This is a genomic window from Streptomyces sp. NPDC047000, assembly GCF_040644295.1.
Lineage (GTDB): Bacteria > Actinomycetota > Actinomycetes > Streptomycetales > Streptomycetaceae > Streptomyces.
Window position 1 is genome coordinate 52,340 of sequence record NZ_JBEYWE010000001.1, and the last position, 24,219, is coordinate 76,558.

Below are 24,219 nucleotides of genomic sequence, written 5' to 3' on the forward strand. Positions count from 1 at the left end.
TGTCCCCATGGCGAACCCGATGCGTATCAAGGTGATCCACGGCCGGCCCGACGAGACCGAGCTGGCGGCGGTCACCGCCGTACTGATCGCCCTGGTGCGCCGCGCCGCCGGGTCCGGCGGCGCGACCGGGCCCGCGTACGCCGGCTGGACCGTCCAGAGCGGCGGCCACCGGCCCCGGCCCGCCCGGAACGCACCGTGAACGGAAGCCCGCGGCACGGCCGCACATCCAAGGGCGCGGCGGAGGACCCCTCGACGAGGGCCGTACCTCCGGCCCGCCGACAGCAGAGCCGGCCGCCGGCCGTCCCCCGGGACGGCCGCACGGCGGGGGAGGGGGAGGCGTGAACGGTCACCAGACCTTGACGGAGCACATCCGGGCCCAGGCGGCGGCGACGCCGGACCGGGAGGCCCTGATCCTCCTCACCGAACACGAGAGCGGCCTGCGGCCCGAGACGGTCACCTACGCCGCGCTCGACCGCTCGGCGCGCGCCCTGGCCGCCGTACTGGCCCGGCACGTCGGCCCCGGGGACCGGGTGCTGGTCACCCACCGCTCGCCGGGGCTGTTCGTCACCGGCTTCCTCGCCTGCCTCTACGCCGGGGCGGTCGCCGTCCCCGTCGCCCCGGCCGGCGGACGCGGCCACCACGACGAGCGGGTCGCCGGGATCCTCAAGGAGACCGTGGCGGCCTGCGTGCTCACCTCCGCCGCCGAGGCGCCCGAGGTGTCCCGGCTGCTGGCCCGCACCGGGCACGGCGACGTCGTCTGCCTGCCCTCCGACGGCCCGGCCGCCACCGCCGACCCCGGCCCGTTCGAGCCGGTCGTGCCGGACCCCGGCTCGGCCGCCTACCTCCAGTACACCTCCGGCTCGACCCGCGACCCGCGCGGCGTGATCGTCACCCACCGCAGCCTGCTCGCCAACCAGCGCGCCATCCGGCAGGCCCTGGGCACCCGCCCCGGGGCCCGGGTGGGCGGCTGGCTGCCGCTGCACCACGACATGGGCCTCGTCGGACAGCTGCTGCACCCGCTGTGGCTCGGCGGCACCGCCGTCCTGCTGTCCCCGGCCGCCTTCGTCAAGCGCCCCGCGAACTGGCTGGAGACCGTCTCGTGCTACCGGCTGACCGTCAGCGCCGCCCCCGACTTCGCGTACGAGCTGTGCCTGCGCCGCGTCAACGACTCCCAGCTCGCCGGCCTGGACCTGTCCTGCTGGGAGACCGCCGTCGACGGCGGCGAGCCCGTCGACGCCGCCACCCTGGCCGCGTTCGCCGAGCGGTTCGCCCCGGCCGGACTGCGCCCGGAGGCCCTGACCCCCTGCTACGGACTGGCCGAGGCGACCCTCATGGTCTCCGGCGCCCGCGGCACCGCCGGGACCGCCGTGCGCGCCGTCGACGCCGCGGCCCTGGAGGGCGGCCGGCTCGACGAACCCGCCGGCGCGGCCCGCGACCTGGTGCCCTGCGGGCCGCCCGCCTCCGCCGACGTACGGATCGTCGACCCCGCCACCTGCGCGGAGCTGCCGGACGGCCGGATCGGCGAGATCTGGGTCCGCGGCGAGAGCGTCGGACCCGGCTACTGGGGCCGTCCCGCCGAGACGGCCGCCGCGTTCGGCTGCCGGATCGCCGGCCTGGGCGGCGGATACCTGCGCACCGGCGATCTCGGTGCGCTCCAGGGGGGCCGGCTGCATGTCACCGGACGGCTCAAGGACACCATCGTGATCGCCGGCCGCAATCTCTACCCGCAGGACCTGGAACGCGCGGCCCAGCAGGTCAGCGGACTCCTCGGCGCGGCCACGGCCTTCGCCGTGCCCGGCGTCCGGGAACGCGTCGTCATCGTCCAGGAACTGCGCGCGGGCAGCCGCTACGACATCGACCTCGCCGCCCTCGCCGCCGCCGTCCAGCAGCGCATCACCGAGGAGTACGACGTACGGCCCGCCGCCGTCCTGCTGGTCCGGCCGGGCACCGTCCGCCGGACCACCAGCGGCAAGGTCGAGCGGGCCGCGATGCGCCGCCTCTACCTGCGCGGTGAACTGCCCGCGCTGCACCGGCGTGTCGAGCCCGGCGCCGAGCAGCCGCTGACGGCGGGGAGGGGACAGTGAGCGGCACGGAGGGGGCGGTGGGCGGCGCTGCGGAGCGGGCCGACGCCCTGGAACGGGCGTTCGGCGCGCTCGACGACCCCGCCAACCCGCTCGGCGCCGACGCCCTCCTTGCCGCCGACGCGGCCGGCACGGTCCTGCCGGAGGCCGAGCGGGTGCTGGACACCTTCGGCCTCAACGCCGAGTTCGTGCCCGCCGACGTCGGCGGACGCCTGGAACGGATGGACGACCTCGGCAGACTCCTGCGCCCGGTGTTCCGCCGCGACGCCTCCCTCGGCTTCGGCCACGGGCTCAACTGCTTCTTCGCCGCCGCCCCGGTGTGGACCGCGGGGAACCCGCGGCAGCGCCTGCACGCCGCCCGGCTGCTCCTGACCGGCCGCCGCATCGCCGTCGCCCGGCACGAGGTCGCCCACGGCAACGACTTCGTCCGCGACGAGTTCACCGCGCGGATCGTCCCCGGCGGACTGGTCGTGGACGGCAGCAAGTCGGCCATCGCCAACGCCTCCCGCGCCACCGGTCTGGTCGTCTTCGCCCGGACCGGGGAGACCGCGCGGGGCCGCAGCCACACCGTCCTGCTGCTCGACCGCGACGAACTGCCCGCCGGCCGCGTGACCCACCTGGGCCGCCGCACCACGACCGGCATGCGCAGCACGGAGTTCGGCGGACTGGCGATCTCCGACTGCCCGGTGCCCGCGAGCACCGTCCTCGGGGAGATCGGCGACGGCTACGAACTGTCGCTGCGCTCCTCCCTGCTGATCCGCGGGCTCATCCCGTCGATCGTGCTGGCGGGCGCCGACACCGCGCTGCGCACCGTGGCGCGGTTCGCCGTCCGCAGCCGCACGGACGGCCGTTCGTCCCTGGACGTGCGGCACGTACGGGACGTCCTCACCGGGGGCTTCCTCGATCTGCTCGTCATCGACTGCCTCGCCCTGGTCGCCACCCGCGCCCTGCACCTGCTGCCCCGGCAGATGAGCGCGTACGCGGCCGCCGCCGCCTACCTGGCGCCCAAGCTCGTGGCGGAGAGCATGGACGAGATGTCGTCCGTGCTCGGCGAGGAGACGTTCGCGCAGGACGGCGCGTACGGGATGTTCCAGAAGCAGCGGCGCGATCTGCCCGTCACCTCGCTCGGGCACGCCGGCAGCGCCGGACGACAGGTCAGCATCCTGCCCCAGCTGCCGTACTTCGCGCGGCACGCGTGGTTCGCCGACCCCGAGCCGCCGCCGTCCCTGTTCCGGCCCGACGAGGCGCTTCCCCCGCTCGACCTGTCCCAGCTGGTGCTGCTGGGGGACGGCGACCCGCTCGCCGCGACCCTCGTCGCCTGCACCGACCTGCTGGAGGCCGCCCGGCCGCCGCACGGGGAGGGCGGGCCCGCCCTGCACTTCCTGGTCCGGGTCCTGACGGGCGAACTGGGCGATCTGAAGAAGGCGTTCGAGAACGTCGCCGAGGGCGACCGCGCGGCCCTGGCCAGCCCCCGCAGCTTCGGCCTCGCGGACCGGTACACCCTGGTCCTCGCCGCGGCGGCCTGCCTCGGCGTGTGGCGCGGCCAGCGGTCCGCCCCGGCGGGCGGCGCGAACGCGTTCCTCGCCGCGCCCGCCTGGGTCACCGCCGTGCTGTACCGGCTGGTCGGACGGCTCGGGCTGCCGCTGCCCGACCGTCCGCACGGCCAGGAACGGCTGGTGCTCGACGAGGTCGTCGCACGGCTGCACAACCGCCGCAGCTACGACCTCTACGCCTCCCGGCTCCCCTGACTCCCACCTCCCCCCACCCCAAGAGCAGCACAGGGAGCACTCCATGCAGGAACGACCCCCCGGAGAACAGGACGATTTCGCCGTCGCCCACCGGGAATGGCTGAGCGAACGGGTCGCCCACTACCTAGGGCACCCCGTCGGGGACACCGTGCCGCTGGCCGAGGCGGGCCTCGACTCGGTGGCGGCCCTGAGCCTCTACGGCGACATCGAGAACGAGTTCGGGACGCTGATCGACCCGGACGACGTCTGGGCGTACCCCACCGTGCGCCGCCTCGCGGAGTTCCTCGCCATGCGGGACGCGCGCCGGGACCCCGGCCGGGTCAGGACCGCCTTCGTCCTCACCGGGCAGGGCTCCCAGCACCCCGGCATGACCGCGGGGCTCTACCGGAACTCCACCGGCTACCGGGCGTTCCTGGACGAGGCCGACGCGGCCGTCCGCCCGTGGGCGGGGGAGTCCGTGGTGGACCTGATCCTCTCCGGCGACCCGCGCGTCCACCGCACCGCCCTGACCCAGCCGGCCCTGTTCGCCGTCGGGTACGCCCTGGCACGCACCCTGGAGGAGGCCGGGGTCCGCCCGGTCGCCGTACTGGGCCACGGCATCGGGGAGTTCGCGGCGGCGGTCGTCGCGGGCGCGCTCACCCTCGCGGACGCGGCCAGGCTGGTGTCCGTGCGCGGCGCCCTCATGCAGGAGCTGCCCCCGGGCGGCGGCATGACGGCCGTCTGCATCACGCCGTACGAGGCGGCCGAACTCGTCGCCGCGGAACCGGCGGTGGGTATCAGCGCCGTCAACGCGGCCAAGGCGGTCGTGCTCTCCGGCGACCGGGCCGCCCTCGGGCGCATCGAGACCCTGCTGGCCGGACGCTCGCTCCGCTGCCGCCGGCTGAGCGTCTCCCACGCCTTCCACTCCCCGCTGATGGCGCCGGTCGTCCCCCGGTTCGAAGCCGTGCTGCGCACCGTGCCCGGCCGCGCGGCCCGGGTGCCGTTCTACTCGACGGTGCACGGCCGGCTGGCCACCGGGCCGCTCCACACGTCCTACTGGGCCGAACAGATCACCGCCCCGGTCCGGTTCGCCGACGCCGCGCGCGGCCTGCTCACCCAGCAGGTGCCCACCCATGTCGTGGAGATCGGCCCGCGGCCCGTCCTCACCCCGTACCTGCGGCGCATCGGCGGCGGACCGCGCGGCCCCGTCTGCCTGCCCGTGTGCCAGGGCCCGGCGAGCGACGCCGTCGACCTGGCCGGGGTGATCTCCGCCCTCGACGCCGGGCCGCTGGCCGAGGCCCTCCAGGGCGGCAGGGGATGAGGGCGCGGACGGGACACCCGGTGTGCGTCGCGGGACCGGACGGACCCTGGGACGAGACCCGTGCCGAACTGCGGCGCACCGGCAGCGTCGTGCTGTACACCCGGATGCGCCCCTGGCTGCCGGACGGCGGCTCGGAGGGCGAACTGCGGGACCGGCTCGGACCCGACTGGCGGCGCTACGAGAGCCTGCGCCGGCCCGGCGCCCGCGAGCGGTTCGTGGCCTCACGGCTGATGCTGCGGCACGCGGCGGCCGCGGTCCTCGGCACCACCCCCGACCTGGTGGACCTGGCCTACCAGCCGGGCGGACGCCCGTACGTCCGCGGCTGCGACCAGATCGACGTGAGCCTCAGCCACACCGGGGACGTGCTGGTCGTCGGGATCACCCGGCGCGGCCGGATCGGGGTGGACGTGGAGCGGGCCGACCGGCGCCTCGCGCACACCGGCTCGGAGGAACAGGCGTGCACCCCGTACGAGCGGCGGCTGCTGGACGCGGGCCCGGAGGACACGCGCAACGGCACCCTGATCCGGCTGTGGACCCTGAAGGAGGCGTACAGCAAGGCGCTCGGACAGGGACTGCGGTTCCGCTTCACCGAGTTCGGCTTCGCGCTGGACGGCCCGGGGCCGCGGCTGGTGCGCCCCGACGGTTCGCCGGTGCCCGGCGCCGAGTGGCAGTTCGGCACCTTCCCGGCGGGTCCCGGGTACGTGCTGAGCGTCGCCGTCTGCGACACCGGCTTCGGCGACCTCGCGGACCTGTCCGTCCGGACCATGCTGGACGACGGCATGCTCGACGCGCTGCTCGGCGCGTCCGGCCCGGCACGCGGCCCGGACCGAGGCGCGGACCGCTCAGGGCAGCCAGCCGGCCTCCTCGGCGATGCGGATGGCGTCGATGCGGTTGCGGGCGCCGAGCTTGCCGACGATGGCGGTGAGGTAGTTGCGGACGGTCCCCTTGGACAGATAGAGACAGCCGGCTATCTCGGCGGCGTCGGCGCCCCGGGCCGCGAGGCGTAGGACCTCCAGCTCGCGCGGCGACAGCGGGTTCTCCGGGGAGTCCCACGCGGTCAGCGCGAGCTGCGGGTCCACCACCCGGCGGCCGGTCGCCACCGACCGCACGGCCAGGGCGAGCTGGTCGGGCGGTGAGTCCTTGAGCAGGAAGCCGGAGACCTGCGCGGACAGCGCCCGCCGCAGGGTGCCCGGGCGCCCGAGGGTCGTCAGGATGAGGGTGCGGCAGCTCGGCAGCCGCTCGTGCAGCTCGGCCGCCGCCGTCAGCCCGTCGATGCCGGGCAGATCGATGTCGATCACCGCCACGTCGGGCTTGCAGGCCAGCGCGGCCTCGACGATCGTGTCGCCACGGTCGACGGTGGACACCACATGCAGGTCCGGTTCCAGCTGGAGCAGCGCGACGAGCGCACCCCGGACCATGTGAACATCCTCCGCCAGGAGGATTCTCACGGACAACATCCTTACCCCCGGTCAGATGGCTTTCAGGCCAGGGAGGTCTTCTCCCGGCGGGCCGGCTGGAACAGCAGCGGCTCCGCCTCCTCCTGACTCCGTGGCCTGAGCGGTGCCCACACGTCCAGCCGGAACCTGCCGTCCCCCTGGAGCCCCGCGGAGAGCCCGCCGCCGATGGCGGTGAGCCGGCACCGCAAATTGTCCAGACCACTGCCGCCGGAATCGTCCGAGGGGATGTGGCCCTGTTCGTGCGGGTGATCGTTGGTCAGGCCGAGCCGGACCGTCTCCTCGTCCCGCTCCGCCCTGATGGTGCACACCCGTACCCGGCTGTGCCGGAGGATGTTGGTGACGCCCTCGCGCAGCGCCGTCGCCAGCACCGTGTCGACGACCGGGTGCAGCCGCCCGCACCGGACGTCGACCTGCGCCCGGACATCGGCGGCGGAGAGCACCGTGCTCGCCGACTCCGCCTCCTCGGCGAGCGACATGTCGCGGTAGCCGCTGGACACCAGCCGTACGTCGGCCAGTGCCTGGCGTGCCACCTGGAGCACCGAGGCGGTCTCCTCGCGCGCCTTCTCCGGGCGCGTGGTGATCAACCGCTGGATCAGCTCTCCCTTGAGCGTGATCGCGGAGAGACTGTAACCCAACAGGTCGTGCAGGTCGCGGGCGAACCGCAGACGCTCCTGCGCCACGGCCATCCGGGCCAGCTCCTCCCGGGCGTCGTGCAGCTCGCGCACCAGGTCGGTGAGCCGGGTCAGACCGTAGATGACCAGCCCGGTCAGGGCGCCGGCGATGGTGAAGTAGAGCACCAGGTCGACCGTCGCCCCGGCCAGCAGGTTGTACGCCGGGATGAACGCGACGAGCGCGCCGTAGCCCGTCCAGGCGTACCGGGACGGCAGCGTCAGCAGCAGGGAGGCCGCGAGCGGCCCCTCCATACTGCCCCAGCTGACGCCGAACCAGACCAGCGGCGCGAAGGTGAGCAGCGCCTGGAGCCCCAGCATCAGTGCCTTCCGCGAGGTGGGCCACTGCCGGGCGCCCGGGGAGGAGACGGCGAACTGCACCCCGAACAGGGCCAGTACGAGTCCGACACAGACGACGAGCTGCCCCTCCGGCGGTCTGGCGCGCACCACGTTCAGCACCGTCATGGTGCCGTAGAGGAGCAGCGCCACGACGATGATCGCCTGGGCGAGCCGCGGAGCCGGCGCCTGCGACCGGGGAGAGACCGGAACGACATTCCTCGTCGGCATCGCCGCCTCCTAGCGAGGGATCCGTAAGGGCGGACGCATGTTATGCCGTTGCACTGGCCGGTAGCCAGCGAATCGAACCGACGGCCGAACTCAGACGAACAGCGGAATCGGATTGATTTTCCCGTACGGAGTGGGGCGGTCCAGCCGGCCGAGCCGGACCGGTGTGTCGAAGAGACGGCCCGGGGCCAAACGCGCCCAGAAGTGACGCATCCCCGGAATGACCACCTTCACCACGGGAAGCCCCACGTCGGGCCGGGTCTGGTCGAGCACCAGCAGTTCCATGCCGTGCTCGCGTACGAGTGTTTCGGCCAACTCGACGTCGTCGCGGAGGTCTTCACGGAGAGTGAAGGAGTAGGCCGCCGGGGTGCGCGGGACTTCGGCCGGATCCGGGCGGAGATATGGCTGATTCTCCACCGTCGCCCCCCGCCACCAGGCAGACCAGTCAGGGTCGTTCGACGCGAGTTCGTCCGATTCCGCTTCCGTCGGAAGCAGCTGTGCGGCCTCTGTGACCGCTCTGCGGAGCGCCAGCCGGGGATCGAAATGAGCCCCGAACCCGAAGGAGACGCCCTGTACCCCTTCCGTGGTGCGCCGGGACACCGCGGCCATGACCGGGATGCCGAAATCGGCCGTCAGGTCGAGCACCCACAGTTCCCGCCCGAGCCGCTCGTAGGCGAGCCTGGTGCGGGCGAGCCACGGCTCGTCGAACGCGTCGAGGTCCACGGCGGGCTGGCGGGTGCGGTTGTACCACCACAGGGCGACCGCGTCCCGTTCCACCAGTTCCAGGAACCCCTGGACGACGGCGTCCTCCGGGCTGCTGCCCGCCGCGTTGCCGTTGGAGTCCGCCCACGGTGCGGCCGTCACCCCGTCCGGGCCCGGCCCGAAGTACAGCATCGACGTGGGCAGCAGCCGGTGCGTGCGCGAGGTGAGGGACCACACCGGCGTCCAGTCGACCGGCGTGCGCGGGTCGAACGGCGGGGGGACCTGCTGGAAACGCGAGTGCAGCGGGTTCCAGAGATCCCTTTCCCGGAACTGCCGTTCGGCGAAGAGCTGGCAGAGATTGGGGTGCAGGGCGGCGTCACCGAGCCCGGCGAGCGTGTCGCGCACCGTGGGCTCGTCGCCCTGGCGGCTGCCGGAGTAACGTTCCAGCGATTCGCACAGCGCGCCGACCTCGGCCTCCTCGGGAGTGGTCCCCTTGCCGCCGCTCTGGCCGCGCAGTCCACCGCGCAGACCGGCCAGCGAACGGCTGTCGCCCAGCGCCAGGTTGCGGCCGCCGAGGTACCGGTTCAGACCGTCCGGGGAACCCGGGGCGGGACGCAGCTCGGACACCACGCCGGTGACCGGATCCGCCAGGTGCCGGTAGCGGTCCAGCACCGTCCGCGCGCTCAGCGAGCGGTGGTTGCCGCCCACCACGGCGGCCTTGGGACTGGAGACCGGCACGAAGGGACGCCGCACCCGGCGCCCGACGAGCCCCGGGTCACCGCAGGAGGGGCACTGCGGCCGGCGGGACACCGGGTGCCGTTCGGTGGCCAGGGTGCGGGTGTCCAGCGTGCACACGGCGCGCTGGCCCTCGTACCGCATGCCCGCCACCCACTTCGCCGCCTCCAGCACCGCCGCGTTGAGGCCCAGCGCCCGCGCGGTGGCGAAGGACGCCTCCGGTACGGGCACCGTCCCGGCCAGCCCCAGGGCGTGCCGGACCGGCGCCGTCGACGTACGGTGCTCGCGCAGCCGGTGCGCCAGACACGCCCAGCACGGACCGTCCCCGGCACCGAACACCGGCCCCACCCAGGTCTCCCCGCCGTACGGCTTGGCCGGCAGCCAGACCCGGCCCGCCGCCCGGTGCCGGGCGTCCAGCCCGGCCAGCCGGGGATCGAGGTAGTCGTCGCACAGGACCAGCGACAGGACGGCGCCGTCCTCCTCGCCGGGACCCGCCACCCGCAGACCCGCCGCCCGGCACTCGGCCGCCGCCGACTCCCCCCGGCTCAGGTTCACGAGCCGTACGGTGCTGGTACGGAACGAGGCCGACGCGCTCGGGCCGTTCAGCCCGGCGAACTCCCAGTACGCCTCCGTCGAGACGTCCGAGGCCGGGTCGTGGTAACCGACCAGATCGGCGCGGGCGAGTTCGGCGATCACACGGGCCGCGGTCGCCGGCGGCACCGTCGCCGCCGCCTCCCGCAGCACGCCCGTCAGCGTGCGGGTGCCGTCCAGCAGCACCGCGAGTTCCTGGATCTCGCGGCCCTGCAACGCCGTGGTGCCCCGCTCCGAGAGCAGATAGACGGCGTCCCCCTGGATCGCCTCCACCCGCAGATGCCTCTTGAACCCCACCGGCAGCTCGGTGCCCGTCCCCCCGGTTGCGGTCATGCAAGCGCCGTCCCGGCCTCTTCACCGGGCAGGGGCGCCATGCCGGTGGCGCAGCCGTAGCAGCTGCCCGGCGCGGCGAGGCCCGGCCGGTCCAGGTGGTCGATGACCAGCACCCGGCCCGTGCCGCCGGACCCGGCGCCGTACGCCGCGCCGAACACGGCCGCGAAGTCGTCGCCGTACACCGGCTCCGTCGCCGGGAGACCGAACTCGGCGAGCACCGACACCGGGTCGCTCGTGTAGCGCTGCGCCAGCTCGGGCTCCAGGCCGGCCCGGGCGGTGAGCAGGGCGAACCGGTGGTCGCAGGAGAGCGGGACCGTGCCGGGCACCAGGGACGTGCCGGTGCCCCGGACGTCGGATGCGGAGAGATGCGTGACGGTGTTCATGGTGATCCCCCTGTCGGGTCGAACCTCACGAAACTGCGTTCGCTTGCCGGATGCCAGGAGTCTGCGGCCCGCCGGGCGGCACGGCACAGTGCCGGGGTCACCACCGGGGCATGACATTTTCATGCCCGCCGACGTGACCGCCTCACTGGGACTCGAACACCGCAGGTGCGAGGCTCGCTGGAGACTCCGCAGCCCGTGCAGGCCCGCTACGGGACCTGCCGTACCGCACAAGAGGAGGGCGTGAACATGGAGATCCAAGTCCTGGGACCACTGGTGGCCCGTGAGAACGGGGTGTCCGTCGTCCCCACCGCGGCCAAGCCCCGCCAGATCCTCTCGCTCCTCGCCCTGCAGGCCGACCGGGTGGTGACGGTGGCGACCCTGATGGAGGAGATCTGGGGCGAGGACATCCCGCGCAGTGCCGCCACCACCCTCCAGACGTACATCCTCCAGCTCCGCCGCAAGATCGCGGCGGCGCTCGACGGCGACCCGTCCCGCCGCCCCAAGGACGTCCTCGTCACCCAGCACGGCGGGTACCTCCTGCAGGTGCAGCCCGGCCAGATCGACGCGCACGAGTTCACCCGGATCACCGCCGCGGGACGCGCCGCGCACGAGGCGGGGGACCACCGCACGGCCTCCGAACTGCTGGGCCGCGCCCTGAAGATGTGGAAGGGCTCCGCGCTCGTCGACGTCCGGGTGGGCACCGTCCTGGAACTGGAGGTGCTGCGCATGGAGGAGGACCGGATGGCCGCGCTGGAACGGCGGGTGGACGCCGACCTGAAGCTCGGCCGGCACGCCGAGATCGTGCCCGAACTGCGCGTCCTGGTCGCGCGTCACCCGATGCACGAGAACTTCTGCGCCCAGCTGATGACCGCCCTGCACCGCGCCGGCGGTGCCTGGCGCGCGCTGGAGGCGTACCAGCGGCTGCGGGGCACCCTCGTCGATGAGCTGGGGCTCGAGCCCTCCGCCCGCCTCCAGCGGCTGCACCAGGCGGTGCTCTCCGCCGACCCGGCCCTCGACCTCCCGGTGCCCTCGAACGGCTGACCCACCCGAACGACCGGACCGCACGGGTGACGGTCCGGCAGGGGGTGCCGAACCATTGCGGCGACAGGCCCACTTGGGCGACCGGACCGTGCGGGTGGCGGGCCGACATCGGGCGACCGGACCGTCGGGGCGGCGGGTCCACATCGAGCGGCCGAACCATTCCGGCACCGGGCCCACTTGGGCGACCGGACCGTCCGAGCGGCTGACGCGTCCGGCCGGCTGCCGCCTCCAGTCCGTCTCGAGGCCGCGTTCCTACGTTCGGCCGATGACGATCCTCGACGACCTGACGGTCAGCCAGGCAGCCCCCGACCTCCGCCGTGCCACCGCCGAACTCCGGCGGCTCAAGGAGGAGGTGAGCCGCGGTCCCGATCCGGCGGCCACCGCACGGCAGCACGAGAAGAACAAGCTCACCCCGCACGAGCGGCTGGAACTCCTCTTCGACGAGGGCACGTTCACCGAGATCGAGCCGCTGCGCCGGCACCGCGCCCACGGCTTCGGCCTGGAGGAGCGCAAGCCGCACGGCGACGGCGTCGTGATCGGCTGGGGTCTGGTCCACGGCCGGACGGTCTTCGCGTACGCCCACGACTTCCGGGTCTTCGCCGGAGCCCTCGGCGAGGCCCACGCCGCGAAGGTGCACAAGGTGATGGACCTCGCGGCCGACGCGGGCGCACCGCTGGTCAGCCTCAACGACGGCGCGGGCGCGCGCATCCAGGAGGGCGTCACGGCCCTCGCGGGCTACGGCGGCATCTTCCGCCGCAACGTCGCCGCCTCCGGCGTCGTCCCGCAGATCAGCGTGATGCTCGGCCCGTGCGCCGGGGGAGCCGCCTACTCGCCGGCCCTCACCGACTACGTGTTCATGGTCCGGGAGACGGCGCAGATGTTCATCACCGGACCCGACGTGGTGCAGGCGGTCACCGGTGAACGGGTCACCCACGACGGTCTCGGCGGCGCCGATGTGCACGCCACCGCCTCCGGCGTCTGCCACTTCGCCCACGACAACGAGGCCGACTGCCTGGAGGACGTACGGTTCCTCCTCGCGCTGCTGCCCTCCAACAACCGCGAACTGCCGCCCGCGGTGCCCTGCGAGGACCCCGCCGACCGGCGCACCGACCGCCTCACCGACCTGGTGCCGGCCGACCCGGGCCGCAGCTACGACATCCGTGCGGTCATCGAGGAGATCGTCGACGACGGCGAGACCTTCGAGGTCCACGAGGCGTGGGCGCCGAACGTGGTGTGCGCGCTCGCCCGCCTCGACGGCCACCCGGTGGGCATCGTCGCCAACCAGCCGACCGTCCTCGCCGGGGTGCTGGACATCCACGCGAGCGAGAAGGCCGCGCGGTTCGTGTCGACGTGCGACTCCTTCAACATCCCGCTCGTCACCCTCGTCGACGTCCCGGGCTTCCTGCCCGGCGTCGACCAGGAGCACAACGGCATCATCCGGCACGGCGCCAAGCTGCTGTACGCGTACTGCAACGCGACCGTGCCCCGCGTCTCCCTCGTGCTGCGCAAGGCGTACGGCGGCGCCTACATCGTCATGGACTCCCGTTCCATCGGCGCCGACCTCTCCTTCGCGTGGCCCACCAACGAGATCGCCGTGATGGGCGCCGAGGGCGCGGCCAACGTCATCTTCCGGCGCGAGATCGCCGCCGCCGCCGACCCCGACGCCGTACGCGCCCGCCGCGTCGACGAGTACCGCACCGAGCTGATGCACCCCTACTTCGCGGCCGAGCGCGGCCTCGTCGACGACGTCATCGACCCCGGCGACACTCGGCGCACCCTCATCCGCTCACTGGCGATGCTGCGGACCAAAAAGGCCGAAACCCCCTCCCGCAAGCACGGAAATGTACCGACATGACGGGGCGGTCCGGCTGGTCCACGCTCACACGAGTCCGGTTCTAGGGCCCGGACGTTCCATGGCTTCACCGGTCACGGCGACCCGTTACGAGCAGGCCGCCGCCCGGCCCGGCCGGCCGAGAGGGGGTCCACACCCCCGGACCCCCTCCGGCCGCCGCTACCGGATCTCGCATCACGACAGCACGGACGAAGGGATCGACAGTGACCCCCACAGTGCCAACCGGCCGGAGCGCAGCCGCCCACCCGGCTCCGTCGAGGGCCGGGCAGACCCCGCGCAGAGTCGCCATCACCGGCCTGGGCGTCGTGGCGCCGGGCGGGGTCGGCGTCAAGGAGTACTGGGACCTGCTCACGGCGGGCCGCACGGCCACCCGCCGCATCTCCTTCTTCGATCCCTCGCCGTTCCGCTCGCAGGTCGCCGCCGAGGCGGACTTCGACCCGCTCGCGGCCGGCCTCACCCAGCAGGAGACCCGCCGGCTCGACCGGGCCGCACAGTTCGCGGTCGTCTCCACCCGCGAAGCCCTGGCCGACAGCGGGCTGGAGACCGCCGCCCTCGACCCGGGCCGTATCGGCACGGCCGTGGGCAGCGCCGTCGGCTGCACCACCAGCCTGGAACGCGAGTACGCGGTCGTCAGCGACGGCGGCCGCGCCTGGAACGTCGACCACACCTACGCGGTGCCCGAGCTGTACCGGCACTTCGTGCCCAGCTCCATCGCCGCGGAGGTCGGCAGGGCCGCCGGCGCGGAGGGACCGGCCGCGGTGGTCTCCACCGGCTGCACCTCCGGACTCGACTCCCTCGGCCACGCGGTGGAACTCATCCGCGAGGGCACCGCCGACATCATGATCGCGGGCGCGACCGAGGCACCGATCTCCCCGATCACCTCGGCCTGCTTCGACGCGATCCTCGCCACCACCCCGCGCAACGACACCCCGGAGAGCTCCTGCCGGCCCTTCGACCGCACCCGCAGCGGCCTCGTCCTCGGCGAGGGCGCCGCGATCCTGGTCCTGGAGGAGCTGGAGCACGCGAAGCGGCGCGGCGCGCACATCTACGCCGAGATCGCCGGCTTCGCCTCCCGCTGCAACGCGTACCACATGACCGGACTCAAGCCCGAGGGCATCGAGATGGCCGAGGCCATCGACGCCGCCCTCGCCGAGTCCCGCCTCGCGCCGGACACCGTCGACTACATCAACGCCCACGGCTCCGGAACCAAGATGAACGACCGTCACGAGACGGGCGCCTTCAAGCGCAGTCTCGGCGCGCACGCCTACCGCACGCCGGTCAGCTCCATCAAATCGATGATCGGCCACTCGCTCGGCGCCATCGGCTCCCTGGAGATCGCCGCCTGCGCCCTCGCGATGGAACACGACATCCTGCCGCCCACCGCGAACCTGCACGAACCCGACCCGGACCTCGACCTCGACTACATCCCGCTCACCGCCCGCGAGAAACGGGCCGACGTGGTGCTCAGCGTGGGCAGCGGCTTCGGCGGGTTCCAGAGCGCCATGGTGCTGGCCCGTCCGGACAGGAGGACCGCATGACCACCGCAGTGGTGACCGGCCTGGGCGTCACCGCCCCCAACGGCCTGGGAACCGAGGAGTTCTGGAAGGCCACCCTGGCCGGTGAGTCGGGCCTGGGTCCCGTCACCCGCTTCGACGCCGCCCAGTACCCCTCCACCGTCGCCGGGGAGGTGCCCGGCTACGTCGCCGAGGACCACATCCCCAGCCGGCTGATGCCGCAGACCGACCACATGACCCGCCTCGCGCTGACCGCCGCCGACTGGGCCCTCACCGACGCGGGCCTCGACATCGGCGAACTCCCCGAGTACGGCATCGGCGTGGTCACCGCCGCGTCCGGCGGCGCCGTCGAGTTCGGGCAGCGCGAACTCCAGAACCTGTGGAGCAAGGGCAAGGAGTACGTCAGCGCCTACCAGTCCTTCGCCTGGTTCTACGCCGTCAACACCGGCCAGATCTCCATCCGGCACAAGCTGCGCGGCCCCAGCGGCGTCCTGCTCACCGAACAGGCCGGCGGCATCGACACCCTCGGCCACGCCCGCCGTCACATCCGCAAGGGCTTCCCCGCCGTCGTCGCGGGCGGCGTCGACGCGGCCCTCTGCCCCTGGGGCTGGGTGCCGCAGATCGCCTCCGGCCGCATGAGCACCGTCGACGATCCGGCCCGCGCCTACCTGCCGTTCTCCGCCGACGCCACCGGGTACGTCCCCGGTGAGGGCGGCGCGATCCTCCTCGTCGAGGACGCCGGCTCGGCCGCCGCACGCAACGCCGGACAGGTGTACGGCGAGGTCGCCGGGTACGCCGCCACCCTCGACCCGGCCCCCGGCACCGGACGCCCGCCCGGCCTGCGCCGGGCCGCCGAGAACGCCCTCGCCGACGCCGGGATCACCCCCGGGGACGTCGACGTCGTCTTCGCGGACGCCGCCGGCGTACCGGAACTGGACCGGGCCGAGGCCGAGGCCCTGACCGCGCTGTTCGGACCGTGCGGCGTCCCCGTCACCGCGCCCAAGACGATGACCGGCCGGCTGCTCGCCGGAGGCGCCGCCCTCGACGTGGCGACCGCGCTCCTCGCCCTGCGCGACGGCGTCGTCCCGCCCACCGTCAACGTGGCCCGCCCGGCCCCCGAGTACACGATCGACCTGGTCACCGAGGCCCGCGAGGCCGACCTGCGCACCGCGCTGGTCCTCGCCCGCGGCCACGGCGGCTTCAACGCGGCGCTCGTCCTGCGCCGCGCCGCGTGAACCGGCCCGCCCGGGAACCCGCCGGCGCCACGGCGCCGGGTTGCGGTACCGGGGGCGGTATCGGCACCGCCGACACCGCCGGCGTGTCCGGTCCGCCGCGGCCGGGTGTGCCACAGGCCGCCACCGTGCTTCTCCCGTTCGCCCTTTTCCTCCCGCTCCACCACCGCGCCCAACCGAGAGGACGGCACCAGCCATGACCACCACGACCGACACCACCACCGCCATCACCGCCGTGACCCTGGCCGACCTGACCCGCATGCTCCGAGAGAGCGCCGGCGAGGAGGAGGGCGTCGACCTCGACGGTGACGTCATCGACACACCGTTCATGGACCTCGGCTACGACTCCCTCGCCCTGCTCCAGGTCATCGGCGAGATACAGCGCGACTACGGGATCAGCATCCCCGACGACGCCGTGGTCGACGCGGAGACCCCGCGTGCCCTCCTCGCGCTCATCAACGCCGGCCGGGCCACCCACGCCTGAGCCGGACCCCGCGCGGCTGTCCTGTCCCCGTACACCCCCGGCGGGGCAGGACAGCCGCTTCCCGTACCACCCCAGGACAGGCACCCGCGCGGCCCGGTCCGCGGTCCACGGAGGAGGGAACCATGTCACTCACGTCCCAGAGCGCCGTAGTGCGCCGACTGATCGTCCGGCCCGGCCCGGCCTCGCAGCCGACGGGCCCCGTCGTGGCGTCCGCCACCGCCGTGTCGGCCGTCCTGCGGGCCTTCGGCCGGTCCCCCGAGGACCTGCCGGCCCGCACCGTCGTCCTCGTCGGAGCCGCCGCCGAGCCGGGCCCGCCCGCCGGAACCGGCCTGCCCGCCGAGCACGAGGGCTTCGCCGTACGGACCGCACCGTCCCCCGGCCTCGCCCTGCGCCGCGCGCACCACGAACTCCACGACGGCACCGCCGATTTCGTCCTGGTCGCCGGCTTCGGCGAACCCGACGCCGGGACCATCACCGTGTACGCCGTCAAACGCGCCGCCGAGGCGGTGGCCGACGCCGACTCCGTCCTCGGCGTCCTGGACATGAGCGCACCGCACCGCGCGGACGCCGCCCCGCCGCTGCGCCCCCTGCCGCCGCACCCGCGCGGCACCGGCCCCGACCGGCACCGTCTGATCCTCTGGTCCGGCCGCACCGCCGACGACGAGGCCCTGGCACGCGGCACCCTCCTGTCGGCGCTCGACGGCCTGCCCCCGGAGGCGTACCCGGGCCTGCCCACCGCGGTGCCCTGCGGCACCCCGCCCGGACCGGTGCGCGGCGCCGCCGTCGCCGTGTCCGCGCTCGCCGCCCCCACCGTCCGCCGGACCCGCCCCGCCGAGGCCGGCCGACCCCGCCCCGTCGCCCTGCTCTTCCCCGGCCAGGGCTCCCAGCACGCCGGCATGGCCGCCGGCCTCTACCGCCGCGAACCCGTCTTCACCGCGGCCGTCGACGCCGCCCTGTCCCACCTGGGCGAGGAAGGCGCCCGGATCCGCGCCGACTGGCTCGACCCGCACCACGCCGCCATCGACATCGACGACGTGCGCCGCGCCCAGCCCCTCCTCTTCGCGATCGACTACGCCCTCGGCCGCATGATCCTCAGCTGGGGCGTACGGCCCGTCGCGTTCCTCGGCCACAGCGCCGGCGAACTGGTCGCGGCGACCTTCGCCGGAGTGGTCGGCCTGCGCGACGCCGTCGCGATGGTCCAGGCACGGGTCAGGGAGGCCGTGAAGATCCCGGCCGGCGGCATGCTCGCCGTCGCCGCGAGCGAGGAGCGGCTGCGGCCCTACCTCGTCGACGGCGTGGGCATCGCCGCGGTCAACGCCAACCAGCAGGTGATGCTCGCCGGTGCGAGCCGCCCGCTGGCCGCGGTCGCCGCCCGGCTGAAGGCCGACGGACTCACCGCGGTGACCGTCCCGGCCACCAGCCCCTTCCACTCCCCGGCGATGGCCCCCGCGTCCGACGCCGTCGAGGCCCACTACCACGGCATCCCGCTGCGCGAACCGAGGCTGCCGCTCTACTCCGGCTACACCGGCGGCCTGATGAGCCCCGACGACGCGCGCGGCGCGCGCTTCTGGGCCCGCCAGATCACCGACACCGTCCACTTCCGCGACGCCCTGGACGAGCTGCTCGCCGCCGACGACGTCCTGCTGGTCGAGGCGGGTCCCCGCCAGACCCTCACGGCGTTCGCCCGCAGGCACCGCTCGGTCCGGCTCGGCGCCGGCGCGGTCTCCCCGCTCCTGCCGGCCCGCGCGGGCACCCCCGAGGCCGACCGGCAGTCCGTGCTCACCGCCGCCGCCCGCATCTGGTCGGAGGGCCACGACCTGGACCTCGACGCGGTCGCCCGGCTGTGGACCTGGCGCGAGGACGACGCACGCCCGGTGGGCGCCACGGCGCCGCGCGTACCGGCGGAGGTGCTGAGCGCATGAGGTTCGTCAGGAAGGCACTGCACGAGATCTACGGTGCGCTGATCGCGGCGGGCTGGCTGTGGATCGGGCTGCCGCCGGACACCTCGCGGACGCGCCGGCCCCGGGCGCTGCTGGCACAGCCGCCGCGGGGCCATCCGGAGCGGCTGCGCCCGGACATCGCGCTCTCCGCCACCGAACTCTCCCTGCAACGGCAGCTCATGGAACCGAGCGGGGAGCACCGGTGAAGAAGCCGCGCGGCCCGCGACCGGCCCGGTGAACGGCCGGTCCGGTTGACCGCCGGCCTGGTGAACTGGCAGCCCGGTGGCCGGCGCGCCCGGGGCACACGGAAGCGCGGCCCCGCACGCCCCGGCGGGTCCGCCGGCGTGCGGGGCCGCGCACGGGTGTGCCGGCCGCCGGGTCCTCAGCCGAGTGCGGCCCCCTTGGCCGCCGCTTCCTTCTCGGTGCGGGCGTCGCCGGTGGAGAGCACGCCGCCCGCGCTCTCCAGATGGGCGCGCACGAACCACTGGAACTGCTCGAGGTCGCGCAGCTGCTCGATCAGGAGGTCCTCGGTGGCCGGGTCGAGGTCACCGGCCTCCTTGATCGAGGCGCGGATGTCCTCGATCACCCCGGTGTAGACGAGGTCCAGGGCGCCGAGGTGCGCGATCGCGTCGGCGCGGCCGAGGGAGTAGTCGTCCCAGGTGCGCTCGGCGACCAGCGTCCCCGGGGTCCCCGGCGCCACCCCGCCGAGGGCGGCGATGCGTTCGGCGACGTCGTCGGCCATCTCCCGTACCCGGTCGACCTGCGGGTCGATCATCTCGTGGACGGCGATGAAGTGCGGTCCGACCACGTTCCAGTGCACGTGCTTGAGGGTGAGATGGAGGTCGTTCAGGGTGTGGAGCCGGACCCGCAGCAGGCCGATCAGCTGCCCGGCCGCCTCACGCTCGATGCCGGGGACGGTGTACTTCGGGGTCAGGTCCCGGGTCTCCTTGCTCATGGTTCACCTCATGTCACTCGGTAGGGCGTGCGTGTGTTCCCGCGTGTGTTCCTTGCCTGTGCACGGGTTCCCCGGGACGGGCCCGTCAGGCATCCCCGTCGCTCACAGGAAGCGCCGCACCGGGGTGACGGCCGCTTCCTTGGCCCGCTGCACGACCGCCCGCCGTTTCCACCGGCCGAGGTCGATGCTGACGCTCTGCTCCAGGTCCGCGTCGTAGTCATGGTCGAGCAGGGCGGTGAACTTCTCGTCCAGGACGGCGAGCATGACCTCCTCGTCGTGGTCCATGGACCGGCGGTTGAAGTTGGTGGATCCGATGAGGGAGGCCACCGAGTCCACGGTCATGATCTTGGTGTGCAGCATCGTCGGCTGGTACTGCCGGATGTGCACCCCGGCCTCCAGCAGACGCGTGTAGTGCTGCTGCCCGGCGAGCTGGCAGGCCCGCTGGTCGGTGTGCGGGCCGGGGAGCAGGATCTCCACCCGCACGCCGCGCTCGGCGGTCCGGCACAGCAGGTCGATGAAGTAGGTGTCGGGCGCGAAGTAGGCGGTGGCGAGGCGGAAGCGTTCCTCCGCGGAGGTGAGCATCACCCGGATGAGGGTCTGCATGTCCTGCCAGCCGATGCTGGCCGATCCGCGCACCACCTGTACGACCGACGAGCCGGCCTGCCGGTGCTCGGTGAACCGGTCGCGGTCGTCGTAGAGGTCGTCATGGCACTCGGCCCAGTTCTGCGCGAACGCGGCGGCGATGCCGTCCACGGCCGGCCCGCGCACCTGGACGTGGGTGTCCCGCCACTCGCCGGGGTTGCGGGCGTCGCCGCACCACTCCTCCGCGATGCCGACGCCCCCGGTGAAGGCGGTGTCCTCGTCGACGACCAGGGCCTTGCGGTGGCAGCGGTGGTTCTGCTTGAGCGGTGACAGCCAGAGGGGCTTGCGGAACCAGGCCACCTGCACACCGGACTCGTCCATGAGGTCCAGCAGCTGCCGCTCGATCTCCTTGGCGCCGAAACCGTCCAGCAGCAGCCGTACCCGCACCCCCGCACGGGCACGGTCGGCGAGGGCCGCGGCGAAGTCCCGGGCGATCTGACCGCGCCAGTAGACGAAGGTCATCATGTCGATCGTGTGCTCGGCGGCGCGGATCGCGTCGAGCATCGCGGGAAAGATCTCGTCGCCGTTGCGCAGGGGCACCAGCTCGTTGCCCTCGGTGGCGGCCACGCCGATGAGGCGCTCCAGCCGGCGGCGCAGGCGCTGTTTACGGGCCTCCGCGTCGGCCTTCTGAACAGTCCTGGGGGCGGACTCGGTACCGGGCTCAGCACCGGCTTCCGTGCCGGGCGGGGTCCTGCCGGCGGCGGGTGCCGGTATGCCGTCGAGCATCACTGCGTCTCCTGTGGTCCCAAGAGGTGAAGAGCCCCGTGGGCAGGCGGACGCCCCGGGACGGGCCCAGAGACAGATGCCCGGCCGCCGCCGCCTCACTCCCGGGCCCGCCCCGCGGCCGGGAGTGAGGCGCGCCACCGCCGATGGGCGGTACCCCCTCAGGCCGTCCGGTAGCGCGTGGCGAGCTCGGTGCTCTGCCCGCCGAACGCCGCGAGGTCCGCCCGGGACACCGCGTCCAGCAGACCGGCGTCCTCGACGCCCGGGGCGCAGACGGTCTCGCCCAGCTCCAGACCGCGCAGACTGGCGGTGACGACGTCCTCGGCGGTCATCCGGGGGATGCCGCTGAGGTCCAGCCCCTGCCGCTCGTGGAACTCGGTGGCCACCACGCCGGGGCACACGACCTGCACGGCGACGCCGGTGCCGTCGAGCTCCGCGGCCAGCGTCTGCGACATCGTGACGAGGTAGGCGAGGCTCCCGCCGTAGACGACGCGCCGCGGCAGCTGCGAGTGCGGGGCGGGGCCGCTGAAGGCGATCATGCCGGCCACGTTGACGACGGTGCCCCGGCCGCGTTCCTGCATGCCCCCGACTGCGGCCCGGGTGAGCAGGGTGGGGGCGAGGACCTTGACGTGGACGAGTTCGGCGGCCTTCTCGGCGGGGAGGTCGGCCAGCGGCATGTAGTGGGCCACCCCGGCGTTGTTCACCAGCATGGTCAGCGGCTCGGCCGCGCAGATACCGGCGACCGTGTCGATGCCCGCGGCGGTGGACAGGTCGGCGGCCACCGTCCTGACCCGGGTCCCGGGGTGCGAGGCGGCGAACTCCTCCAGGCGGTCCTTGCGCCGTCCGACGATCACCAGGTCGTAGCCGTCCGCGGCGAGCCGCTCCGCGAAGGCCCTGCCGATGCCGGAAGTGGCACCGGTGACGAGGGCGAGTCGGCCGCTCACGGCTGCGGTCTCCGCCGTGCTGTACGTACTCATGCTCATGACTCCAGCCTGAGCGGGGGCGGCGCGGCGAGCCAGCCGTCCGCTTGTCCTGGGAACCGCAGTACCAGCCTCCGCCCGGTTGCCCGGTTGCCCGGTTGCCCGGTTGCCCGGTTGCCCGGTTGCCCGGCCGCCCGGTCACTCGGTCGTGCGTGATGTCTCGCCGCGAGCGGTGAGGCGCTGGCTGCCGATGGCGGCGAGAAGACCGAGCTTGCTGCGCGCGTCCGTCCCGGGCCGGGGCGCGTAGACGACGATGCGCAGATCGGAACCCTGGGTGACGAGGGTGTCGCTGTCCAGGTCGATGTCACCCACCTCGGGATGCTCGATCGTCTTGCTCGCGCCCTTGTGCCCGGCCACCGACCCGAGGGCCCAGAGCTCCCGGAAGCGGGCGCTGCGCCCCAGCCGCTCGACGAGCGCGGCGACGTCCGGATCGCGCGGGTACCGGCTGGTCGTGGTGCGCAGGTCCCCGACGAGGGACTTCTCGAACGCGGCCAGCCCCTCCGGGGTGTAGCGCACTCCGGTCATCCCGCTCTCGAAGAGCCGGATCAACGGGTTCCGCTCCTGTGGGCGCCCTGCGGTCGGGTCGCCGAACGTCGCGGCGAACAGGGCGTTCCAGTGCAGCAGGTGCCACGTCGCGTCGTACAGCGCGACCGGCGCCCCGGCCAGCTGGTCGACGATGCGCTGCACGTTCGCGGGAACGAGCCGGGGCACCCGGCCGGTGCCCTCGGCACGCCCGGCGAGCCGCAGCAGGTGCGCCTGCTCCTCGTCCGTCAGCTGGAGCGCACGGGCCAGCGCCGCGCAGACCTGCGCCGACGGGGACGACGCCCGGCCCTGCTCCAGCCGGACCACGTAGTCGATGGAGATACCGGCCAGGAACGCCAGCTCCTCGCGGCGGAGCCCGGGCGTCCGCCGTGTCCCGCTGTGCGCGAGCCCCAGGGCGGCCGGGTCCAGCCGCTCCCGCCAGGTACGCAGCGCGTCACCGAGCTCGTCCATGCGGCCGACCCTACCCGGCTGCGGCGGCCCCTTCCTGGTACAAGCCGTACCAGGAAGATCCTTCGCTCCCCGCCGCCCCGGGCCCCGTGCAGTCTTGGAGGCATGAACAACGACACCCTCACCCTCGCCGACGACCTGGAACTCACCCGCATGGGCTACGGCGCGATGCAGCTGGCGGGACCGAACGCCTGGGGCCCGCCGCGCGACCGCGCACAGGCCGTGGAAGTGCTGCGCACCGCCGTCGATCTGGGCATCACGCACCTGGACACCAGCGACTACTACGGCCCGTACATCACGAACGAGATCATCCGGGAGGCCCTGCACCCGTACCCGGCGGACCTGAGGATCGTCACCAAGGTCGGCTTCCGCCGCGGCCCGGAAGGAACCTGGGACCCCGCCCCCAAGACCCTCCGCGAGCAACTGCATTACAACCTCGACCGCTTGGGCCTCGACGTCCTCGACGCCGCCAACCTCCGTGTCCCCGGCCCCGGTTCGATCGCCGAGTCCTTCGGCAGGATGGCCGAGCTCCAGAAGGAGGGCCTGGTCCGCCGTCTCGGCCTGTCGAACGTCACCGCGGAACAGGTCGCCGAGGCACGCGAGATGGCGCCGGTCGTCTTCGTCCAGAACCTCTACAACCTGGCGCACCGCACCGACGACGCCCTGATCGACTCCCTCGCCGCGGACGGCATCGGCTTCGTCCCGTTCTTCCCGCTCGGCGGCTTCCAGCCCCTCCAGTCCGCCGTGCTCGCCGAGGTGGCCGCCTCCCTGGACGCCACACCCCAGCAGACCGCCCTGGCCTGGCTCCTGCACCGTTCCCCCAACATCCTGGTCATCCCCGGCACTTCCTCGGTACCCCACCTCCGCGAGAACGTCGCGGCCGCCGACCTCCATCTCCCGGCGGACGCTCTGGACCGCCTGAACCACCTGGCGGACTGACGGCCGGCGCCAGGGCGGGGGAACTCACCGGCACGGAAGAGGGCGAGTGTGCGGCGTGTCCGCATCGAGCGTGCGGGGTTCTTTTGCGGGTTTGAGAGGCTCGTGGTACGACGGGAGAAGGGCCGGTGATGCCCGGCCAATACGGCACCGGCCTTTTCCGGGAATTTCCTTGATTTCGGCGCATCGGCGGCGTATGGGGTGCTTCCCCTGTGATGAATTGCCTCTGGTGCTCCTCTGCATGCCTTGTGATGCATGAATCTCCGGCCGTCAGACAGGGAGCGTTCATGAGTTCCGGTAGAGAGACCAGAGCGAAGAGCCGGCCCGGACCTGAACCGGCCGGGATGTGGAGCCGGGTCTGGTTCCAG

The 24,219-nt window shown here is 73.7% G+C and carries 20 protein-coding genes and 1 pseudogene; 13 read left to right on the forward strand and 8 right to left on the reverse strand.

The annotated features are described in order from the left end of the window. Positions 1 to 7 precede the first annotated feature (7 nt). From ABZ862_RS00235 to ABZ862_RS00255, 5 genes and pseudogenes are all read left to right on the forward strand, one after another. Positions 8 to 199 (forward strand): acyl-CoA carboxylase subunit epsilon, encoded by a 192-nt coding sequence (locus ABZ862_RS00235; protein WP_360949675.1) that lies wholly within the window; start codon positions 8 to 10, stop codon positions 197 to 199. 139 nt (positions 200 to 338) lie between these two features. Next, a complete protein-coding gene (locus tag ABZ862_RS00240) occupies positions 339 to 2,084 on the forward strand; it encodes a fatty acyl-AMP ligase (RefSeq protein WP_360949678.1) in 1,746 nt (581 codons plus the stop codon). Then, positions 2,081 to 3,829 carry an acyl-CoA dehydrogenase gene (locus tag ABZ862_RS00245; RefSeq protein ID WP_360949680.1) on the forward strand — a complete coding sequence of 583 codons (1,749 nt, stop codon included), beginning with the start codon at positions 2,081 to 2,083 and terminating at the stop codon, positions 3,827 to 3,829. Before ABZ862_RS00240 ends, ABZ862_RS00245 begins: the two co-directional genes overlap by 4 nt. Positions 3,830 to 3,872: 43 nt before the next feature. Beyond that, positions 3,873 to 5,129, forward strand: a complete 1,257-nt coding sequence (locus tag ABZ862_RS00250; RefSeq protein ID WP_360949683.1) for an acyltransferase domain-containing protein — start codon at positions 3,873 to 3,875, stop codon at positions 5,127 to 5,129. 230 nt (positions 5,130 to 5,359) lie between these two features. Next, positions 5,360 to 5,830 (forward strand): annotated as a pseudogene (locus ABZ862_RS00255) (4'-phosphopantetheinyl transferase superfamily protein); the annotation flags it as partial. Positions 5,831 to 5,971: 141 nt separating this feature from the next. Here the strand turns inward: ABZ862_RS00255 and ABZ862_RS00260 are convergent. The 4 genes from ABZ862_RS00260 to ABZ862_RS00275 form a co-directional block, all read right to left on the reverse strand. Beyond that, the gene (locus ABZ862_RS00260; protein WP_360949686.1) at positions 5,972 to 6,586 is read right to left on the reverse strand and encodes a response regulator transcription factor; all 615 of its coding nucleotides are present in this window, start codon (positions 6,584 to 6,586) and stop codon (positions 5,972 to 5,974) included. Between the two features lie 23 nt (positions 6,587 to 6,609). Next, entirely contained in the window at positions 6,610 to 7,821 is a 1,212-nt protein-coding gene (locus ABZ862_RS00265; protein ID WP_360949689.1) for a histidine kinase, read from the reverse strand. Between the two features lie 90 nt (positions 7,822 to 7,911). Then, positions 7,912 to 10,179: a TOMM precursor leader peptide-binding protein gene (locus ABZ862_RS00270; protein ID WP_360949692.1), complete on the reverse strand. Its 2,268-nt coding sequence runs from the start codon at positions 10,177 to 10,179 to the stop codon at positions 7,912 to 7,914. Beyond that, positions 10,176 to 10,562, reverse strand: coding sequence for a hypothetical protein (locus tag ABZ862_RS00275; protein WP_360949695.1), 387 nt, complete (start codon positions 10,560 to 10,562; stop codon positions 10,176 to 10,178). Before ABZ862_RS00275 ends, ABZ862_RS00270 begins: the two co-directional genes overlap by 4 nt. Before the next feature lie 246 nt (positions 10,563 to 10,808). Here ABZ862_RS00275 and ABZ862_RS00280 point away from each other — a divergent pair, with 246 nt between their 5' ends. From ABZ862_RS00280 to ABZ862_RS00310, 7 genes are all read left to right on the forward strand, one after another. Beyond that, the gene (locus ABZ862_RS00280) at positions 10,809 to 11,603 is read left to right on the forward strand and encodes an AfsR/SARP family transcriptional regulator (RefSeq protein WP_360949698.1); all 795 of its coding nucleotides are present in this window, start codon (positions 10,809 to 10,811) and stop codon (positions 11,601 to 11,603) included. A 265-nt stretch (positions 11,604 to 11,868) separates the two neighbouring features. Continuing rightward, positions 11,869 to 13,458 (forward strand): acyl-CoA carboxylase subunit beta, encoded by a 1,590-nt coding sequence (locus tag ABZ862_RS00285; protein ID WP_360949701.1) that lies wholly within the window; start codon positions 11,869 to 11,871, stop codon positions 13,456 to 13,458. Positions 13,459 to 13,670: 212 nt separating this feature from the next. After that, positions 13,671 to 14,993 carry a beta-ketoacyl-[acyl-carrier-protein] synthase family protein gene (locus ABZ862_RS00290; protein ID WP_360951337.1) on the forward strand — a complete coding sequence of 441 codons (1,323 nt, stop codon included), beginning with the start codon at positions 13,671 to 13,673 and terminating at the stop codon, positions 14,991 to 14,993. Then, positions 14,990 to 16,204 (forward strand): ketosynthase chain-length factor, encoded by a 1,215-nt coding sequence (locus ABZ862_RS00295; RefSeq protein WP_360949704.1) that lies wholly within the window; start codon positions 14,990 to 14,992, stop codon positions 16,202 to 16,204. Before ABZ862_RS00290 ends, ABZ862_RS00295 begins: the two co-directional genes overlap by 4 nt. A gap of 193 nt (positions 16,205 to 16,397) precedes the next feature. Further along, positions 16,398 to 16,685 (forward strand): acyl carrier protein, encoded by a 288-nt coding sequence (locus ABZ862_RS00300; protein ID WP_360949707.1) that lies wholly within the window; start codon positions 16,398 to 16,400, stop codon positions 16,683 to 16,685. 122 nt (positions 16,686 to 16,807) lie between these two features. Beyond that, positions 16,808 to 18,607, forward strand: coding sequence for an acyltransferase domain-containing protein (locus ABZ862_RS00305; protein ID WP_360949710.1), 1,800 nt, complete (start codon positions 16,808 to 16,810; stop codon positions 18,605 to 18,607). Continuing rightward, complete coding sequence (locus ABZ862_RS00310; RefSeq protein WP_360949713.1) at positions 18,604 to 18,831, forward strand: DUF6059 family protein; 228 nt, start codon at positions 18,604 to 18,606, stop codon at positions 18,829 to 18,831. The genes ABZ862_RS00305 and ABZ862_RS00310 overlap by 4 nt, the downstream gene beginning before the upstream one ends. Before the next feature lie 176 nt (positions 18,832 to 19,007). On the opposite strand, the gene dps is transcribed toward ABZ862_RS00310, so the two are convergent. From dps to ABZ862_RS00330, 4 genes are all read right to left on the reverse strand, one after another. Then, positions 19,008 to 19,580: a DNA starvation/stationary phase protection protein Dps gene (gene dps, locus ABZ862_RS00315; RefSeq protein WP_360949716.1), complete on the reverse strand. Its 573-nt coding sequence runs from the start codon at positions 19,578 to 19,580 to the stop codon at positions 19,008 to 19,010. 102 nt (positions 19,581 to 19,682) lie between these two features. Continuing rightward, positions 19,683 to 20,948, reverse strand: a complete 1,266-nt coding sequence (locus ABZ862_RS00320) for a phospholipase D-like domain-containing protein (RefSeq protein ID WP_360949718.1) — start codon at positions 20,946 to 20,948, stop codon at positions 19,683 to 19,685. A gap of 158 nt (positions 20,949 to 21,106) precedes the next feature. Beyond that, on the reverse strand, positions 21,107 to 21,928 hold the full coding sequence (locus ABZ862_RS00325) for an SDR family NAD(P)-dependent oxidoreductase (protein WP_360949720.1): 822 nt from the start codon (positions 21,926 to 21,928) through the stop codon (positions 21,107 to 21,109). 135 nt (positions 21,929 to 22,063) lie between these two features. Further along, entirely contained in the window at positions 22,064 to 22,918 is an 855-nt protein-coding gene (locus tag ABZ862_RS00330; protein ID WP_360949722.1) for a helix-turn-helix transcriptional regulator, read from the reverse strand. A 102-nt stretch (positions 22,919 to 23,020) separates the two neighbouring features. On the opposite strand from ABZ862_RS00330, the gene ABZ862_RS00335 reads away from it, so the two are divergent. Then, positions 23,021 to 23,854 carry an oxidoreductase gene (locus ABZ862_RS00335; protein ID WP_360949724.1) on the forward strand — a complete coding sequence of 278 codons (834 nt, stop codon included), beginning with the start codon at positions 23,021 to 23,023 and terminating at the stop codon, positions 23,852 to 23,854. The last annotated feature ends 365 nt before the right edge of the window (positions 23,855 to 24,219 follow it).